The sequence below is a fragment of the Halobacillus sp. ABA4_118 genome, from assembly GCF_056160205.1.
In genome coordinates, this window is sequence record NZ_JBSWWS010000001.1 from 3352549 (window position 1) to 3371015 (window position 18467).

Below are 18467 nucleotides of genomic sequence, written 5' to 3' on the forward strand. Positions count from 1 at the left end.
GGAGGGGTTTTCATGACAGAATATAAAGGGCACGCGCAGAAAGTCATCGTTTTTCAAATCCAGGACGAGGAATATACCCTCCCTGTCCAAACGGTGGGGTCGATTGAAAGAATGGTGCCGATCACCCGGGTACCGGGAGCCAGGCCTTTTGTAAAGGGAGTCATCAACTTAAGAGGGGTCGTCACTCCTGTGATCGATCTGCGGGAGAGGTTCGGCTTTGAACCGGCTCCGGAAACCGAACAGACGAGGATCATTACCGTCTCAATCGAAGATATGAACGTTGGTTTGGTGGTGGATGCTGCCAACGATGTTCTCGACCTCGAAGACGATCTGGTCGAGCCGCCTCCTGAAGTTGTCGGTACTGTGGAAGCCGCTTATATTCAAGGCGTGGCGAAAATGGAGGACCGGTTATTTATCCTTTTGAATCTGGAGAAAGTGCTGGACAAAGAAGACGTGTTGGAATTGGAAAAGATGTATGGATAATTCCTGGACCATTTCCGGACAATCCCGGGTGATACACGACCAAAAGAAGCGTATAAGAATCGGGATTGGCCAAATGGCTGCTGCAGGAACGGATGCCTTACTCACCACAACTGGACTTGGATCCTGTGTTGGAGTGGTACTGTACAACGGGAACGGCATGGCCGGCATGATCCATATCATGCTGCCGGAGGCACAAACGGCTCTCCATGGTCGTGTTAACCGGTGGAAGTATGCAGATACGGCTGTTGATGCTCTTGTTGATTCTCTCATCAACAAAGGGTGCAGACCCGGGAGCTTAAAAGCGAAGATCGCGGGAGGGGCTCATATGTTTTCGGTGAAAGATCAGAGTTCAAGGATTCGTATAGGAGAGCGGAATGTGAGTGCGGTGAAAAGCCGCCTTGCGGATCACTTTATCCCGATCATTGCGGAGGATACAGGGGGACGGACCGGAAGATCCATCCTGTTTAATGTGGAAACCAGTGAAATGAACATAAAAAAGGCCGGCGTCGGTGAGCTTCTATTATGAGAGGGCGCGTGCGGGTCTATGAAAAAATGAAAAAATGCGGGGAGGATGAAAATGGCAGGTGGTTTATCTCCTCAGGAACAACAATGGTGGAATTTATGGACGAACGAAAGAGACGGTGAGGCGGCCAACCAGCTTGTCCAGCTTTACGATTATCTGGTGAATTATCACGTCCATCGGATTACAGCACATTTACCGAAAAATGTGAGCAAAGACGATGTAAGAAGTCTCGGAATGCTTGGTCTATATGATGCTTTGAAAAAGTTTGACCGGTCCCGGGACTTGAAATTCGATACGTACGCTTCCTTCCGCATCCGCGGTTCGATTATTGATGGTTTGAGGAAGGAAGACTGGCTGCCGCGTTCGGTGAGGGATCGGACTAAAAAGATTGAACAGGTGACAGAGGAGCTTGAGCAGAAGCTGCAGCGTCCAGTCACGTCCAAAGAAGTGGCAGAAGCCGTCGGAATATCCGCCCAGGAAGTAGAAGCGGCTGTCAAGGACTCCTTGTTTGCCAATGTCCTTTCTATGGAAGAGAAACCGAAAGACGGGGGCGAAGATCATAAGGAAGGCATCGGATACTCGATTCCCGATGAGGAAACCGGTTCTCCGGATTCCTCGCTCATCAAACAGGAAAACTATAAGGAACTGGCGGAGCAGATTGACCAGCTGAAGGAAAAAGAGAAGCTGGTGATCAGTCTTTTCTATAAAGAAGAGCTCACGCTTACGGAAATCGGCCACGTTTTGAATTTAACGACGTCCCGGATTTCACAGATCCATGCCAAGGCGATTTATAAACTAAAGCAGTCCCTCCAGAATGTGATGTAGCTGGGCAGAGGATGAGAAAGAAAGGATGTGACTCTCCTTGACATCATTTTTATTAGTGATCAGTTTTCTCATTGACGGATTAATATTATTCGGCCTTATGATAATGATGAAAAAAATCCGCCGGACAGAAGAACTGGAGCTTCGACAGGAAAAGGTCGCTGCGGAGATCGAAGACTTATTTTCCTCTTACCTGTATGAAATCAAGGAGGAAAACAGACGGATGGAAGCATGGGCATCTTCAGGCACCGGTTCAATGGAAGGGACCATGAGCCCTGTAAATGAAACGAAGGCCGGCGTGTACGAGCCTCCCCTCCCGGATGAAGGAGCAGGAGTGGAGCAGCCCTCCATTCATTCTATGGTCATGAATATGAAGAAGGATGGGTGGTCTGTGGAAGAAACAGCGAAGGCATTGAACAGAGGTAAAACAGAGGTGGAACTGATGTATAAGTTTAATCAGTAAAAATACTGAAAAAACTTGAACCATCCATACCTTTATGGTATATTTACTGACGGTGTCAATACACACGCCTTTGGATCTGCTTGTGAGGTTGCTCCGATACGGAGTTCACAGGAAGGAAATGAAAAGGGCGGAGGATACTAAAAAAACCAAAACAGGAGGAACAAACATGTCTGTAATTTCTATGAAACAGCTTCTAGAAGCTGGTGTTCACTTTGGACACCAAACACGCCGCTGGAACCCGAAGATGAAGAAATACATCTTCACGGAGCGTAACGGCATTTATATCATTGACCTTCAGAAAACCGTGAAGAAGGTTGATGAAGCATTCAACTATGTGAAAGAGGTCGCTGCTGACGGCGGTAACGTTCTTTTCGTAGGTACGAAAAAACAAGCACAGGATACTGTACGTGATGAAGCTACCCGCTGTGGTATGTACTACATCAACCAACGCTGGTTGGGCGGTACCCTTACAAACTTTGAAACCATCCGCAAACGTATTAACCGTTTGAAAGATATCGAGCGTATGGAAGAAGACGGTACTTTCGATGTACTTCCTAAAAAAGAAGTCGTTGACATGCTTAAAGAAAAAGATCGTCTTGTTAAATTCCTTGGCGGTATTAAAGAAATGAAGAGTCTTCCTGATGCAATGTTCGTCATCGATCCTCGTAAAGAGCGCATCGCGATTGCTGAAGCTCATAAATTGAATATCCCAGTTGTAGGTATCGTTGATACGAACTGTGACCCTGACGAAATCGATTATGTCATCCCTGCAAACGATGACGCAATCCGTGCTGTCAAACTGCTTACTTCCAAGATGGCTGACGCTGTCCTTGAAGCGAAGCAGGGGGAAGAAACAGAAACAACTGAAGAAACTGAAGCTGCTGTAGAAGCTGCTCAGGAGTAAGAAGGGTCTAAAGGTGATAAGGGGGTATACCTTTATCACCTTTTTTCAAGAATTCCTTTTATTCAACCAGTTCCGGTACAAGGCCGGACTGTTTAACCTTGTACATTAAAAAGGAGGCTTTCACAATGGCTGTAAATGCTAAGATGGTAAAAGAACTACGTGAAAAAACAGGTGCTGGAATGATGGATTGTAAGAAAGCACTGACTGAAACTGATGGTGACATGGATAAAGCGATCGAATGGCTTCGTGAGAAAGGGATTTCCAAAGCGGCTAAGAAAGCAGACCGTATCGCAGCAGAAGGTTCTGCAGCAATTGAAGTCTCCGGAAACACGGCTGTTCTTTTCGAAGTAAACTGTGAAACAGACTTCGTTACGAAAAACGACCAGTTCAAGGAACTTCTTAAAGATCTTGGGCAGCACCTTGTTTCCCAGAAACCTGCCTCTGTAGAAGAAGCTCTTGAACAGAAGCTTCATGGAGAAGGCGAAACACTAAGCACATACATTACAGAGCGCGTAGCGAAAATCGGAGAGAAAATCTCCCTCCGCCGTTTCTCTATCAAAGAGAAAACAGACAACGACGCATTTGGTGCCTACATCCACATGGGCGGCAGCATCGGCGTATTGACTGTTCTTGAAGGTTCTACAGATGAAGCTGCTGCTAAGGACGTTGCTATGCACGTAGCTGCTGTTAACCCTCGTTATGTTTCCCGTGATGAAATTCCTCAGGAGGAAGCAGAGAAAGAGCGTGAACTTCTTAAAACACAGGCCTTGAACGAAGGCAAGCCTGAAAACATCGTTGAAAAAATGGTGGAAGGCCGTTTGAACAAGTTCTTCGAAGAAATCTGCCTGCTTGACCAGAGCTTCGTTAAAGATCCGGACCAGAAAGTGAAGCAGTATGTTGCTTCCACAGGCGGCCAGATCACGAACTTCGATCGTTTCGAAGTCGGCGAAGGTATGGAAAAACGTGAAGAAAACTTCGCAGACGAAGTCATGAGCCAAGTTAAAAAATAATGATGGTGAAAATAGGGGACACTGCAGGTGTTCCCTATTTTCAAAAAGGCTACATACATGATATACATGCTATGAGCAGCCATGTTCGACTTTTAGAAAAACACACGGGAGGTAACTATGACTACTGCTCGCTATCGGAGAATTGTATTAAAATTAAGTGGAGAAGCCTTAAGTGGAGAAGCAGGATTCGGACTTGAGCCAAGCATCATAAAATCTGTGTCACGTCAGGTGAAGGAAGTAGCTGAACTGGGCGTGGAAGTAGCGGTTGTTGTCGGTGGCGGCAACATCTGGCGCGGCAAAGTCGGTGCTGAAATGGGCATGGACCGTGCAAATGCTGATTATATGGGAATGCTTGCTACAGTCATGAACTCACTGGCTCTTCAGGACAGCCTTGAAAACTTAGGGATCCCAACCCGTGTCCAAACTTCTATCGAAATGAGACAGGTGGCTGAACCTTATATCCGCCGTAAAGCCATCCGTCATTTAGAGAAAAAGCGTGTAGTTATTTTTGCTGCCGGAACAGGAAACCCGTATTTCTCAACAGATACGACAGCTGCCTTAAGAGCGGCTGAAGTTGAAGCGGATGTCATTCTTATGGCGAAAAACAACGTGGACGGCGTCTATACAGACGATCCGAAAACGAACGAAGATGCCGTGAAATATGATGAGCTATCCTACATGGATGTTTTAAATGAAGGGCTGGGCGTAATGGATTCAACGGCTTCTTCATTATGTATGGACAACGATATCGATTTACTGGTATTCTCGATTACGGAAGATGGTAATATTAAAAAAGCCGTTATGGGCGAAAACATTGGAACTATTGTGAGGGGGAAATAAATTATGTCTGAAGCTGTGATTAATGAGACGAAACAACAAATGGAACAAGCGGTGCAAGCTTATTCCCGTCAACTTGCCACGGTAAGAGCGGGTCGTGCGAACCCTTCCATCCTTGACAACGTATATGTGGATTACTACGGTGCAGCTACACCGTTGAACCAACTGGCGCAGGTATCAGCACCTGAACCACGTCTGCTTGTTATTACTCCATATGACAAAACAGCCATTGCAGAGATTGAAAAAGCGATCCTTAAGGCAGACCTTGGTCTTTCTCCATCCAGTGATGGGAATGTTGTACGTATCAACATTCCGGCACTTACGGAGGAACGTCGTAAGGACCTTGCAAAAGTTGTAGGAAAGTATTCGGAGGAAGCGAAAGTACAGGTTCGTAACATCCGCCGCGATTCCAACGACCGTTTGAAGAAGCTTGAAAAAGACGGGGAATTGACAGAAGACGATCTTCGCTCCTATCAGGACGATGTGCAGAAGCTCACGGACCAGAATGTAGAGAAGATTGATCAACTAGCTAAAACAAAAGAAGAAGAAATCATGGAAGTTTGATTTTTCTCTAACCTCATATGCCATAAAGTGGTAAAGCCGCGCTGTAGATGTTTGGCAGCGCGGTTTTCTTTTTTTCACCAGCTGTGGGTCTCGGCATATACGTTCATTTTAGTATATAATAGAAAGATGGAAGAAACGGACTGGAGGATTAACGATGCCAATCAAGTTTCCATTCGCAAAAACAAAAAAACAAGCAGAAACACAGTCGCTCGGCCTTGATCATACTCATCTGCCGAAGCACGTGGCCATCATTATGGACGGAAACGGCCGCTGGGCTAAAAATAGAGGAATGCCGCGGATTGCGGGTCATAAAGAAGGCATGGGTGTTGTCAAAAGGATTGTCAGCTATGCTTCTGACCTCGGTGTTCAGGTTTTGACGCTGTATGCTTTCTCCACAGAGAACTGGAAACGACCGAAGAATGAAGTGGAGTTCCTCATGAAGCTTCCTGTAGATTTTCTGAATACATATCTGCCTGAATTGATTGAGAAAAATGTCCAGGTCCGTACCATTGGTGATTTTGATGTTCTGCCTCCACACACGAAAAATGCCGTCCAGGAGGCCATTCAAAGAACGAAAGACAACGATGGACTTGTACTGAATTTTGCCTTGAACTACGGCAGCCGTTTTGAAATGGTGCACGCCGTCAGGCAGATCGCAGAAAAAGTGAAAGAGGGCGGCCTCGATCCATCAGATATCAGTGAAGAAATGTTTTCATCAGAGCTGTATACGTCTGAGCTGATTGAGCCGGATCTTCTCATCCGCACAAGCGGGGAGCAGCGCTTAAGCAATTTCCTGTTATGGCAGCTGGCCTATGCAGAATTCTGGTTTACAGAGGTGTATTGGCCTGACTTTAATGAAAGCCATTTCGAAAAAGCTCTTTATGATTTTCAAAATCGCAAACGTCGGTTTGGCGGAGTATAAGGTGTGAATGAAGGAATGAAACAACGAACAATTACTGCTGTCGTAGCAGCACTTATTTTTATCCCGATCGTCCTCCTGGGAGGATGGCCGTTTAAAGCTTTTGTCTATTTCATAGCCAGTATCGCTCTCCTCGAGTTGATACGCATGAAGAAAATCGCCCGGTATTCGGTCGCGGCAGGTCTTGGTCTTGTCTTGATGTGGGCGCTCATGTTCCCGTATGGGGTCTTCGACAATGTGGTGGACTCCGATGACCTTATAACGAAATCGGAAATCACTCTGCTGGCCGTCCTCGTCCTGCTGAGTTATACCGTGCTTGTGAAGAACCGGTTCACCTTTGATGATGCAGGCTTCCTGCTGCTCTCATCCATTTATATTGGAATGGGCTTCAACTACTTAATCGAGACAAGGGAAGCGGATTTAACGTACATTCTGTTCGCTTTATTCATCGTATGGGCGACGGATACAGGCGCCTATTTATTTGGAAGATCGTTCGGGAAACGTAAACTGTGGCCGCAGATCAGCCCTAAGAAAACGATTGAAGGCTCTGTCGGGGGCGTGGCACTTGCCTGTGTCGTTGCATTTATTTTTCATCTGATCCAACCCCTGGAGCATTCCTTGATTGTCGTTCTCCTCGTAACTGTGCTCATATCGATTGCAGGTCAGATTGGAGATCTGGTTGAATCGGCATTCAAGAGGCATTATGCAGTGAAGGACTCCGGTAAGATCCTTCCCGGGCACGGTGGTGTTCTTGACCGGTTTGACAGTTTAATATTTATTCTGCCGATTCTGCATTTGATCAACTTTATTCAGTAATCGAGAAGGGATGGGGAATATGAAACACATTTCATTATTAGGAGCGACAGGCTCGATCGGAATACAAACCCTGGATGTCATCAGACTCCACCCTGAACAGTTTTCGCTGTACAGTATGGCATTCGGCCGTAACGTAGAGAAAGCCGTCCCGCTTATACAGGAATTTAAACCAGCGGTCATTGTTGTGCAGGATGAGGATACAAAGCAGCGTTTGCAGAGGGAAATAGACCATTCCCACATTCTTATCGGCAGAGAAGGTTTAATCGAGGCTGCTTCTGCCGATGATGTGGATGTCGTCGTCAACGCTGTGATGGGAAGTATCGGTCTGCCGGCCACTTTAAAAGCCATTCAGGCCCGTAAACAAATCGCCATCGCTAATAAAGAAACCCTCGTAACGGCGGGTCACCTCGTCATGGCAGAAGCCGAAAAATACGGGGTGGAACTGCTTCCAGTGGACAGCGAACATTCCGCGATCTTTCAGGCTTTAAATGGTGAGAACAGGAAAGAAATTGAAAAATTGATTATTACCGCTTCCGGCGGCAGCTTTCGTGATAAGGCGAGAGATGAACTGAAAGGCGTGACGGTGGAAGATGCGCTGAACCACCCTAACTGGAGCATGGGGGCCAAAATCACGATTGACTCAGCTTCCATGATGAATAAGGGACTGGAAGTTATTGAAGCCCACTGGCTTTTTCAAGTGCCATATGAACAGATTCATGTTATTCTTCATAGGGAAAGCGTGATTCATTCCATGGTGGAGTACGTGGACAGGAATGTCATTGCCCAGCTGGGAACGCCTGACATGAAAGTGCCCATCCAGTACGCCTTGACCTATCCGAACCGGATGGACCTTCCAATTACAGAGCATTTGAATTTAGAAGAAATTGCGACCTTGAATTTCGAGAAAATGGACATGGATCGTTTCCCATGCCTGCGTATGGCTTATGAAGCAGGCAGAGCAGGGGGATCGATGCCGGCCGTTTTGAACGCAGCGAATGAAGAAGCCGTTCAAATGTTTTTGGAAGGACGGATTTCCTTCCTGGAAATCGAATCATACATCGAAGAAGCGTTGGAAAGGCATGACAAGATTCATAACCCGGACTTGTCTACCATAATTTCTATTGATGAGGAAACAAGGAAGAGAGTCCGTTTCCATTTAAATTAAAAGGAAGGTGCTTCATTTGACTACAGTGATTGCATTTATACTCATGTTCGGATTATTGGTGTTCGTCCATGAGTGGGGGCATCTCATATTTGCCAAACGGGCAGGTATGCTGGCGCGGGAGTTTGCCATCGGCTTCGGGCCGAAAATATATCATTTTAAGAAAAATGAAACCTTGTATACGATCCGTCTGCTTCCCATCGGCGGCTATGTCCGTGTAGCCGGGGAAGACCCTGAACTTGTAGAATTGAAAGCCGGTCATCATATCGGCCTGGAATTCAATAACGACGGGAAAGTAAATCGGATCATTGTGAATAACAAATCCAAACATCCGGAAGCCCGTGTGATTGAAGTCGAAAAAGCGGATCTCGACCATCGGCTTGTTATTGAAGGTTATGAAGTGGATGAAGATGAAAAGCTGTTTTTTGAAGTCGATCCAAAAGCGATGTTTGTGATGGATGAAAATGAAACACAAATCGCTCCCTATAACCGCCAGTTTGCATCCAAAACTGTACCGCAGCGGGCGATGCAGCTCTTTGCCGGTCCCATGATGAATTTCGTCCTTGCGATTATCCTGTTTATGATTTTAGGTTTCATTCAAGGCGTGCCTTCAGATGAGGCCAAGCTTGGTGAAATTCAAAATGGTACACCAGCCCAGGAAGCTGGTCTGAAGGCCGGGGATGAAGTGACCGCTGTGGACGGCGAATCCGTTAGTACATGGGAGGAATTCACGGCTATCATCAGGGATCATCCTGGTGAAGAAGTTACATTAACGGTGGAACGGGAAGGATCCGTCCAGCAGATGAATGTGACCCCTGCATCCATAGAAGATCGTGATATGACGATCGGCCAGGTGGGTGTAGCGAGAGCGTTTGAGGAATCGTTTACTGAAAAACTAACGTTTGGCTTTACTCAGACGTATGAGTGGGCCGGATTGATCCTGACGAACCTTGGTAAACTTGTGACCGGTCAGTTTTCACTGGATATGCTTTCAGGTCCTGTCGGTATTTACGATGCTACGGACCAGGTCGTTCAGACAGGATTCACCAATTTCGTCATGTGGACAGCCATCTTGAGCATTAACCTCGGGATCGTCAACCTTCTTCCGCTTCCTGCCCTTGACGGGGGCCGCCTGATTTTTGTAGGGCTTGAGGGTGTCAGAGGGAAGCCGATCGATCCGCAGAAGGAAGGTCTCGTCCATTTCATTGGATTTGCTCTTCTGATGCTGCTCATGCTTGTCGTAACATGGAACGATATTCAACGCTTATTCCTATGATGAATCCTACAGCTGGAAGTCTCAAGGCAACAGGCGTTACCTGGACTTCCGGCTTTCTTTTATTAACATTGAATTGAGGTGTAGATGATGAGACAAAGTCATATGTTCATTCCTACTTTAAAAGAAAACCCAGCAGACGCAGACATTAAAAGTCATCAGCTTTTAGTCCGCGCCGGCTACATACGCCAGATTGCCTCGGGGATTTATAGTTTCCTTCCGATCGGGCAGCGTGTGCTGAGGAAAGTTGAAAATATTGTAAGAGAAGAAATGGAAAAGATCGGTGCTCACGAAATGGCTATGCCTGCCCTTGAACCTTCAGAACTATGGAAGGAAACCGGCCGCTGGTCTACGTTCGGCTCCGAGCTGATGCGCTTGAATGACCGTCACAACCGTGAGTTTGCTCTGGGAGCGACGCATGAAGAGGTGATTACAAGCCTTGTACGTCATGAAGTGAAAAGTTATAAGCAGCTTCCATTGACGGTTTTCCAAATACAGAATAAATTCCGTGATGAAGCACGTCCCCGTTTTGGCCTGCTCCGCGGCCGCGAATTTTTAATGAAGGATGCCTACTCCTTTAACGAATCATATGAAAGCCTTGACGAAACATACGAGAAGATGTTCCAGGCCTACTCCAACGTGTTCTCCCGTCTGGGCTTGAATTTCCGTGCAGTCATCGCTGATTCCGGTGCGATGGGCGGAAAGGATACGCATGAATTCATGGTCCTTTCCGAAGTCGGGGAAGATGTGATCGCCTATTCAGACACTTCCCGTTATGCAGCCAATATAGAAATGGCACCTGTTACAGCTGTTTATGAAAAGTCTGCAGCAGCTCCCGTCGACATGGAGAAAGTCGAAACCCCGGGCTGTAAAACGATGCAGGAGGTTGCTGACTTCTTTGGACACCAGCTTGAGGAAGGTTTAAAAGCCATCCTGTTCAAAGTAGACGAGCAGTTTGTTCTGGCTGTCACAAGAGGAGATCATGAAGTCAACGATGTGAAACTGAAAAACCTTTATGATGCCGGCGTCGTAGAACTTGCTTCAGCAGAGGATACGAAGCGTCTGATGGGTGCAGGCTTCGGATCCCTCGGACCTGTAGGAGTGCCGGAAGAAGTGGATGTTGTGGCGGATACAGCTGTTGAAGCTCTTGTGAACGTCACCTGTGGGGCCAACGAGGACGGATACCACTATAAAAACGCGACACCGGAAAAAGATTTCCACGTATCCCGCTATGCAGATCTCCGCTTCATTCAAGAAGGAGATCCTTCTCCAGACGGGGAAGGGGTTATCCAATTCGCCCGGGGCATTGAGGTGGGCCATGTATTCAAACTTGGCGAATTCTATTCGCAGCGTATGAATGCAACATTCCTCAATGACCAGGGGAAAGCGGAGACGATGATCATGGGATCTTACGGGATCGGTGTATCCCGGACACTCGCGGCTGTCGTAGAGCAGTATAACGATGACCGCGGCATCACGTGGCCGGCTAATGTGGCACCATTCCAGGTTCACCTTCTTTCCATGAATCCAAAGAAGGAAGAGCAGAAGGAGCTTGCAGATCAATTGTATGACCAGCTGCTTGAATCCGGCATCGAAGTTTTATATGATGATCGTAAAGAACGAGCCGGTGTTAAATTCGCCGACAGTGATCTATTCGGAATCCCGGTTCGTGTGACGGTTGGAAAGCAAGCCGGTGAAGGAATTGTGGAAGTGAAAGAACGAGCGACTGGAGAGCAGAAGGAACTTTCCGCTTCAGAAATCGCTGACTATATAAAAAACTGGTACAAAGCTTAATTGTTTCACAGAAAATACCCTTGCTTGGGATAAGATGAGCAAGGGTATTTCCATGAACGAGCTTAGTCCTTATGGTAAAGGGAGGAATCACGATGAGTGTGAACAGTCAGGAGAAGATGCACTATTTACTGGAACAGATCCAGTTTCCTCATAATCTGATTGAACCTCATTTTAAAGAAAGCCGGATGGAGAAGCTGGTCGTCTTCAAGGAAAAGAAAGCGTGGCATTTTCATTTTGCCATGCAAAGGCCGCTTCCACCTTCTGTTTATGAACTGTTCACAAGTAAATTGGTCCATGCCTTTCGTTCGATTGCTGAAGTAGACTGGACCATTGAAACAGCGGATAAAGAGCTCGCCGGTGAAGATATTGTAGAATACTGGCAGAACTTTATTAAGACGCTGACAAACCTGACTCCGGGATACAAAGATCTGCTGTTGGAACAGCAGCCTGAAGTTAACGGGAACAAGATTATGTTAACTTGCAGGAATTTAGCTGAGAGCCATGCCGTACAGAAAAAGCTGGAAGAGCCTCTTAAGCAGTATGCGCAGCGTGCAGGTCTCCCTGCATTTGTTTTATCTACACAGGTGAAACATGAAAAAGACGAGATCAAGAGGTTCCAGGAAGAACGGCAGAAAGAAGATAAAATCCTTGTCCAGCAGGCTGTGAAGGAACAGGAGGAGCGGGCGAAAGACAAGGACGACCAAAGACCTAAAGGTCCGATTGAAATTGGTTATAAAATCCAGGATGATATCATCCCTATGGAAGAAATTCAGGAAGAAGAAAAACGGATCGCTGTCCAGGGGTATGTGTTTGATGCGGAAGTGAAGGAACTCCGCTCAGGCCGGCATCTTCTGCTGCTCAAGGTCACGGATTACACCGATTCGTTCTCCATCAAAATGTTCTCCCGCGGCGATGATCATGCTGACATGTTCAAGCTCGTCCAGGCGGGAATGTGGATCAAAGCCCGCGGCGGCGTACAAACGGACAGCTTTACCAACGAGCTGACGATGATGGCCAATGATATCAACGAAGTGAAGCCGAAGCTGCGTCAGGATGAGGCACCTGAAGGAAAGAAACGGATTGAACTGCATGCCCATACGACAATGAGTGCCATGGATGCCCCCGTGTCTCCATCCCGTCTGATTAAGCAGGCAGGGGACTGGGGCCATGAAGCGATTGCTATCACCGATCACGCTGTCGTTCAGGCTTATCCTGATGCCCACAGTGCAGGGGAAAAGAATGGGGTTAAAATCCTATACGGTGTCGAAGCCAACCTGGTTGATGACGGAGTGCCGATTGCCTATGGGGAGCAGGACCGCGATTTGGAAGATGCCTCTTATGTTGTTTTTGACGTAGAGACGACAGGTTTATCTGCTGTTTACGATAAAATCATTGAACTGGCAGCTGTCCGTATTCAAGGAGGAGAGATTGTCGACCGCTTCGAATCCTTCGCGAACCCTCACCATCCCCTGTCCCAGACGACCATTGATTTGACAGGGATTACGGATGATATGGTGAAGGATGCACCGGAAATCGAAGAAGTGTTAAAGGATTTCCATACATGGACAGGGGATGACATTCTCGTTGCCCACAACGCAAGCTTTGATATGGGCTTCTTAAATGCCGGCTATCAGGCCATCGATCTTGGGAAAGCGGAAAACCCGGTCATCGATACGCTGGAGCTGGCCCGGTTCCTTGTGCCGGAACTTAAAAATCACCGGTTGAATACCCTTTGTAAGAAGTTCGATATCGAGCTTACCCAGCACCACCGGGCTATTTACGATGCTGAAGCAACCGGTTATCTTTTGTGGAAACTTCTAAAAAGGGCCATGGAACGGGACATTACCAATCACCAGAATTTGAACGATTATATGGGAGAAGGGAAAGCTTATCAACGCTCAAGACCTTCCCATGCCACACTGCTTGCGACAAATAGTACCGGTTTGAAGAACATTTACCGCCTGGTTTCTGAAGCGCATGTGAATTATTTCTACCGTGTGCCGCGGATTCCAAGGTCGCTGCTTAAAAAGTATCGGGAAGGCATCCTTGTCGGATCCGGTTGTGATAAAGGTGAAGTCTTTGAAACGATCATGCAGAAATCGGAAGAAGAAGCTGAAAAAGTGGCTGACTTCTACGATTACATTGAAATACAGCCGCCGGGGAACTATTATCACCTTGTCGAAAAAGATCTCGTACAGACAGAAGCACAGATCCTTGATATTCTGAAGCGTCTCACCGCTCTTGGCGAACGGCTCGGCAAAACGGTCGTGGCTACAGGGAATACCCATTACCTTGAGCCTCATGAAAAGCAGTACCGTCAGATTCTCATATCGTCACAGAACGGAAATCCTTTAAACAGACAGACCCTTCCTGAGGTGCATTTTAAGACGACGAATGAAATGATCGATGAGCTTTCCTTCCTGGGAAAAGAAAAAGCTGAAGAACTCGTCGTAACGAATACGCATAAAATCAATGATATGATCGGGGAAGTTTCCCCTGTGAAAGATGATCTCTATACACCGAACATTGAAGGAGCGGATCAGGAAATCCGTGATATGTCCTACAATAAAGCGCGGAGCATCTATGGCGAATCCATCCCTCAGTTGATCGTGGATCGGTTGGAGAAGGAACTCGATAGTATCATTGGAAACGGCTTTGCGGTCATCTATTTGATTTCACAAAAGCTTGTGACCAAATCCCTTGAAGACGGATACCTTGTCGGTTCACGGGGGTCGGTCGGCTCGTCCTTTGTTGCGACAATGACAGAAATCACCGAGGTTAATCCGCTGCCGCCCCATTATGTCTGCCCATCGTGCCAGTACAACGAATTCTTTACGGATGGTTCCGTCGGTAGTGGGTTTGACCTGGATGAAAAAGACTGCCCGGAATGCGGGACATCTTTAAAGAAAGACGGCCAGGATATTCCCTTTGAAACCTTCCTTGGGTTCAAAGGAGATAAAGTCCCGGATATTGACTTGAACTTCTCCGGTGAGTATCAGCCGCATGCGCACAATTATACGAAAGAGTTGTTCGGGGAAGATAACGTGTATCGTGCCGGAACGATTGGTACGATTGCTGAAAAGACCGCTTATGGCTATGTGAAGGGCTATGCCGGTGATCATCAGCTGCATTATAAGAACGCGGAGATAGACAGGCTTGTCCATGGATGCACAGGAGTCAAGCGGACGAGCGGCCAGCACCCTGGAGGCATCATTGTTGTGCCGGATGATATGGAGATTTACGACTTTTCCCCTATCCAGTACCCGGCAGATGATACAAAATCCGAATGGAGAACAACGCACTTTGATTTCCACTCCATTCACGATAACCTCCTCAAGCTGGATATACTTGGACACGATGATCCGACCGTTATCCGCATGCTTCAGGACTTAAGTGGAATCGACCAGAAGGAGATTCCTGTCGACGATCCAGAAGTTATGAAAATCTTCAGCGGACCTGAAGCTCTCGGAGTAACGGCGGACCAGATCCTGTGTAAAACCGGAACCCTCGGTGTGCCTGAATTTGGTACGCGTTTCGTAAGGCAGATGCTCGAGGATACAAAACCTAAAACCTTTGCCGAACTTGTCATCATTTCCGGTTTGTCACACGGAACGGACGTATGGCTTGGAAATGCGGAACAGCTGATCAATGACGGCATTTGTACACTTCCCGAGGTTATCGGCTGCCGTGATGATATTATGGTGTATTTAATGCATAAGGGCCTTGATCCATCTCTTGCCTTTAAAATCATGGAATTTGTAAGGAAGGGTCGCGGCCTGCAGGACGAATGGATTGAAGAAATGAAAAAGCACGGCGTCCCGGACTGGTATATTGATTCCTGTAAGAAAATCAAATACATGTTCCCGAAAGCCCACGCCGCTGCCTATGTCCTGATGGCCGTTCGGATCGCCTATTTTAAAGTCCATTACCCGATTTACTTTTATGCGGCCTATTTCACCGTCCGTGCCAGCGATTTCGAACTGGAAACGATGATGAAGGGATCCGAAGCGATCCGTACCCGTATGAATGAAATCCAGAGCAAAGGGTTTGATGCGACACCGAAGGAGAAAAGTTTGATGACCGTGCTGGAAATTTCTCTTGAGATGTGTGAGCGTGGGTTCAGCTTTAAAAATGTGGACCTGTACAATTCAAGTGCTACGGACTTTCTAGTGGAAGGCAGTCAGTTGATTCCACCATTCAATGCGGTTGACGGACTGGGTACTAACGCGGCCATCAACATTGTTCAGGCCCGTGGTGAAGGAGAATTCCTTTCCAAGCAGGATCTTAGAGAACGGAGCCGTATCTCGAAAACGGTTCTGGAGTATCTGGATAACTTTGGATGCCTGGAAGGAATGCCGGATGAAAACCAGCTCTCACTTTTTTAGGGGCGTGGTTTTCTCCATCATCTGGCCTCCGGTTGCAAACCATAGGCAGTTATGATATATTTTTTATGGTGAGAAGAGCGATAGGAACGCCGAAAGAGTGGGGGAACCCGCTCTTTTGTCATATTTCAGGCTCTTACTTTTGTGGAAACTTTTCAATGCAGCAGGGGTTTGTATGCCCGCGAAGAGAACCGCTATGATCCATGTCATAGCGGTTTCTCGTGGCCTCTGTAACTGGAAAGCACTGGTACTTAAATGAAATCAGCCCGACCATCTCATACTAAGGGATACGAAACAATGAACAGGCCAAAGGAGGGAAAAGCATGAGCAATCATGTGACATCCGTAGCGGAACGTCTTGTCCAGCCAATCTTAAATGATATGAATTTGGAACTTGTCGACATCGAATACAAAAAAGAAGGACAGAACTGGTATCTGCGCGTCTTCATTGATAAGGAGGGCGGCGTTGATATTGAGGAATGCGGTCAAGTATCGGAGCAGCTGAGTGAGAAGCTGGATGATGAGGACCCTATTGATATCCCATATTTTCTAGAGGTTGCTTCTCCAGGAGCGGAACGCCCGTTGAAAACGGAAGCGGACTTTAAGAAGTATACCGGTCATTACGTTTATATGAAGCTGTATGAACCGATTGATGGGGAGAAGGAGTTTGAAGGGACGCTGAAGTCTTTCGAAAATTCCACAGCTGTCGTAGAAATCCGTATAAAAACAAGAAAAAAACAGCTGGAAGTTCCTTATGATAAGATAGCCAAAGCAAACCTAGCTGTTACGTTTAATTAAGGGGGAGAAATCGTTGAGTAGTGAACTATTTGATGCCATGGATTATCTGGAAAAGGAAAAAGGCATCGACAAGAATCTGTTATTGGAAGCGCTGGAAGCAGCACTTATCTCTGCTTATAAGAAAAACTTTAATTCCGCAACCAATGTTCGTGTGGATATTAATGAACAGGAAAGTACAATGAAGGTACTTGCGAGGAAAGAAATCGTAGAAGAAGTGATGGATCCACAACAGGAAATTTCCCTTGAGGAAGCCAACGGGATCGATCCAAACTACGATATTGAAGACGTCATCGAAGTGGAAGTAACACCGATGGACTTCGGCCGGATCGCAGCCCAGGCGGCCAAGCAGGTGGTAACCCAGCGTGTCCGTGAAGCAGAGCGGGGCATTATTTACGGGGAGTACGTGGATCGTGAAGAAGATGTGATGACAGGAATCATCCAGCGAAAAGATCCTCGTTTTGTTTATGTAAACCTTGGTAAAATTGAAGCACGCCTTCCTGAAGGTGAGCAGATGCCTACAGAAACCTATGAGGTTCACGATCGTTTGAAAGTATTTGTGACGAAAGTGGAAAACAGCAACAAAGGACCTCATATATACGTGTCCAGAACGCATCCGGGTCTGCTGAAGCGTTTGTTTGAAATGGAAGTACCTGAGATTTATGATGGCACTGTGGAAGTCATGAGTGTTGCCCGTGAAGCGGGGGACCGTTCCAAGATCTCTGTGTACGCCCAAGATCAGGATATTGATCCGGTGGGCTCCTGCGTAGGGCAGCGCGGGCAGCGTGTCCAAACCATCGTAAACGAATTGAAAGGTGAAAAGATTGATATTGTCCAGTGGTCTGAGGATCCTGTTGAATATGTTTCCAATGCGCTGAGCCCTTCCAAAGTCGTCGAAGTTCTTGTCGACGAGGAAGATAAAGCGACAACCGTCATCGTTCCTGATTACCAGCTTTCCCTGGCAATCGGAAAACGTGGTCAGAATGCCCGTCTGGCAGCAAAGCTGACAGGGTGGAAAATTGATATCAAGAGCGAAAGCGAAGCACGTGAACAAGGTCTTCTTTCTGAAACAGCAGAAGAAAGTGACGACCTTGATGAAGATCTTTTAGAGGATTAAGGAGGGGGAAAACAATGACCCGTTCCAAAAAACAGCCGCTTCGGAAATGTGTCGTCACTCAGGAGATGCTTCCGAAGCAGCAGTTAATCCGAGTCGTCCGTAATAAAGACGGAGAGGTATTTGTGGACGACACTGGGAAAATGAATGGCCGTGGGGCCTATGTAACTAAAAGTCTGGATGTTATTGAGCAGGCAGAAAAACAACAGCTGCTGAACCGTCATCTGAAAGCTTCTATAAGTAAGGAAGTTTATGAGGATCTTAAATCCAAAGTGCAGGCGGATCCATCATGAGTGGAAGTTACTTGAACCTGATCGGTCTTGCCGTCCGTGCGGGGAAATGCACGTTTGGAGAAGAATCCATCGTTAAGGATATCCGCAAGCGGAAAGCCAAGCTGGTTCTGATTGCCAATGACACTGGAAAACAAACAAAGAAAAAGCTGACAGATAAATGCAGCTTTTATCAAGTACCCTGCTACGAGGTGGATGACAGAGAAGTTCTGTCACAGGCCGTCGGTAAAGCGGGGAGAGTCGCGATCGCAGTTCTGGATCAAGGATTTGCGAAAAAGTTGCAATCGCTGCTCGATGAATCTATTCGGGGGTGAAAG

Annotated in this window: 18 protein-coding genes; all 18 read left to right on the forward strand. The window is 46.9% G+C overall.

The features are described from left to right. The first annotated feature begins 12 nt into the window (after positions 1-12). The 18 genes from ACXAGL_RS17170 (at position 13) to ACXAGL_RS17255 (ending at position 18464) form a co-directional block, all read left to right on the forward strand. Complete coding sequence (locus ACXAGL_RS17170) at positions 13-483, forward strand: chemotaxis protein CheW (RefSeq protein WP_474968515.1); 471 nt, start codon at positions 13-15, stop codon at positions 481-483. Next, positions 476-1009, forward strand: coding sequence for a chemotaxis protein CheD (locus ACXAGL_RS17175; RefSeq protein ID WP_474971457.1), 534 nt, complete (start codon positions 476-478; stop codon positions 1007-1009). Before ACXAGL_RS17170 ends, ACXAGL_RS17175 begins: the two co-directional genes overlap by 8 nt. Positions 1010-1060: 51 nt before the next feature. Then, positions 1061-1831: a FliA/WhiG family RNA polymerase sigma factor gene (locus ACXAGL_RS17180; protein WP_027954230.1), complete on the forward strand. Its 771-nt coding sequence runs from the start codon at positions 1061-1063 to the stop codon at positions 1829-1831. Positions 1832-1868: 37 nt separating this feature from the next. Next, on the forward strand, positions 1869-2291 hold the full coding sequence (locus ACXAGL_RS17185; RefSeq protein ID WP_474971456.1) for a hypothetical protein: 423 nt from the start codon (positions 1869-1871) through the stop codon (positions 2289-2291). 166 nt (positions 2292-2457) lie between these two features. Further along, positions 2458-3195 (forward strand): 30S ribosomal protein S2, encoded by a 738-nt coding sequence (gene rpsB, locus ACXAGL_RS17190; RefSeq protein WP_027954232.1) that lies wholly within the window; start codon positions 2458-2460, stop codon positions 3193-3195. Between the two features lie 125 nt (positions 3196-3320). Beyond that, complete coding sequence (gene tsf, locus ACXAGL_RS17195; RefSeq protein WP_474968518.1) at positions 3321-4205, forward strand: translation elongation factor Ts; 885 nt, start codon at positions 3321-3323, stop codon at positions 4203-4205. A 117-nt stretch (positions 4206-4322) separates the two neighbouring features. After that, positions 4323-5045: a UMP kinase gene (pyrH, locus tag ACXAGL_RS17200; RefSeq protein ID WP_027954234.1), complete on the forward strand. Its 723-nt coding sequence runs from the start codon at positions 4323-4325 to the stop codon at positions 5043-5045. 3 nt (positions 5046-5048) lie between these two features. Continuing rightward, positions 5049-5606 carry a ribosome recycling factor gene (gene frr / locus ACXAGL_RS17205; protein WP_027954235.1) on the forward strand — a complete coding sequence of 186 codons (558 nt, stop codon included), beginning with the start codon at positions 5049-5051 and terminating at the stop codon, positions 5604-5606. Positions 5607-5760: 154 nt separating this feature from the next. Beyond that, positions 5761-6528: an isoprenyl transferase gene (locus ACXAGL_RS17210; RefSeq protein ID WP_474971455.1), complete on the forward strand. Its 768-nt coding sequence runs from the start codon at positions 5761-5763 to the stop codon at positions 6526-6528. A gap of 15 nt (positions 6529-6543) precedes the next feature. Next, positions 6544-7341: a phosphatidate cytidylyltransferase gene (locus tag ACXAGL_RS17215; protein WP_474968520.1), complete on the forward strand. Its 798-nt coding sequence runs from the start codon at positions 6544-6546 to the stop codon at positions 7339-7341. Between the two features lie 19 nt (positions 7342-7360). Further along, positions 7361-8506: a 1-deoxy-D-xylulose-5-phosphate reductoisomerase gene (gene dxr / locus ACXAGL_RS17220; RefSeq protein ID WP_474991921.1), complete on the forward strand. Its 1146-nt coding sequence runs from the start codon at positions 7361-7363 to the stop codon at positions 8504-8506. A gap of 16 nt (positions 8507-8522) precedes the next feature. Continuing rightward, the gene (gene rseP / locus ACXAGL_RS17225) at positions 8523-9779 is read left to right on the forward strand and encodes an RIP metalloprotease RseP (RefSeq protein WP_474968522.1); all 1257 of its coding nucleotides are present in this window, start codon (positions 8523-8525) and stop codon (positions 9777-9779) included. A gap of 87 nt (positions 9780-9866) precedes the next feature. After that, on the forward strand, positions 9867-11570 hold the full coding sequence (locus ACXAGL_RS17230; RefSeq protein ID WP_474970389.1) for a proline--tRNA ligase: 1704 nt from the start codon (positions 9867-9869) through the stop codon (positions 11568-11570). Between the two features lie 92 nt (positions 11571-11662). Then, positions 11663-15955: a PolC-type DNA polymerase III gene (locus ACXAGL_RS17235; RefSeq protein ID WP_474991923.1), complete on the forward strand. Its 4293-nt coding sequence runs from the start codon at positions 11663-11665 to the stop codon at positions 15953-15955. Positions 15956-16275: 320 nt separating this feature from the next. After that, complete coding sequence (gene rimP, locus ACXAGL_RS17240; protein WP_474991925.1) at positions 16276-16749, forward strand: ribosome maturation factor RimP; 474 nt, start codon at positions 16276-16278, stop codon at positions 16747-16749. 13 nt (positions 16750-16762) lie between these two features. Continuing rightward, a complete protein-coding gene (nusA, locus tag ACXAGL_RS17245; RefSeq protein ID WP_474991927.1) occupies positions 16763-17863 on the forward strand; it encodes a transcription termination factor NusA in 1101 nt (366 codons plus the stop codon). A 14-nt stretch (positions 17864-17877) separates the two neighbouring features. Further along, on the forward strand, positions 17878-18153 hold the full coding sequence (gene rnpM / locus ACXAGL_RS17250; protein WP_474991929.1) for an RNase P modulator RnpM: 276 nt from the start codon (positions 17878-17880) through the stop codon (positions 18151-18153). Continuing rightward, positions 18150-18464: a YlxQ family RNA-binding protein gene (locus tag ACXAGL_RS17255; protein ID WP_027954245.1), complete on the forward strand. Its 315-nt coding sequence runs from the start codon at positions 18150-18152 to the stop codon at positions 18462-18464. Before rnpM ends, ACXAGL_RS17255 begins: the two co-directional genes overlap by 4 nt. Positions 18465-18467 lie beyond the last annotated feature (3 nt).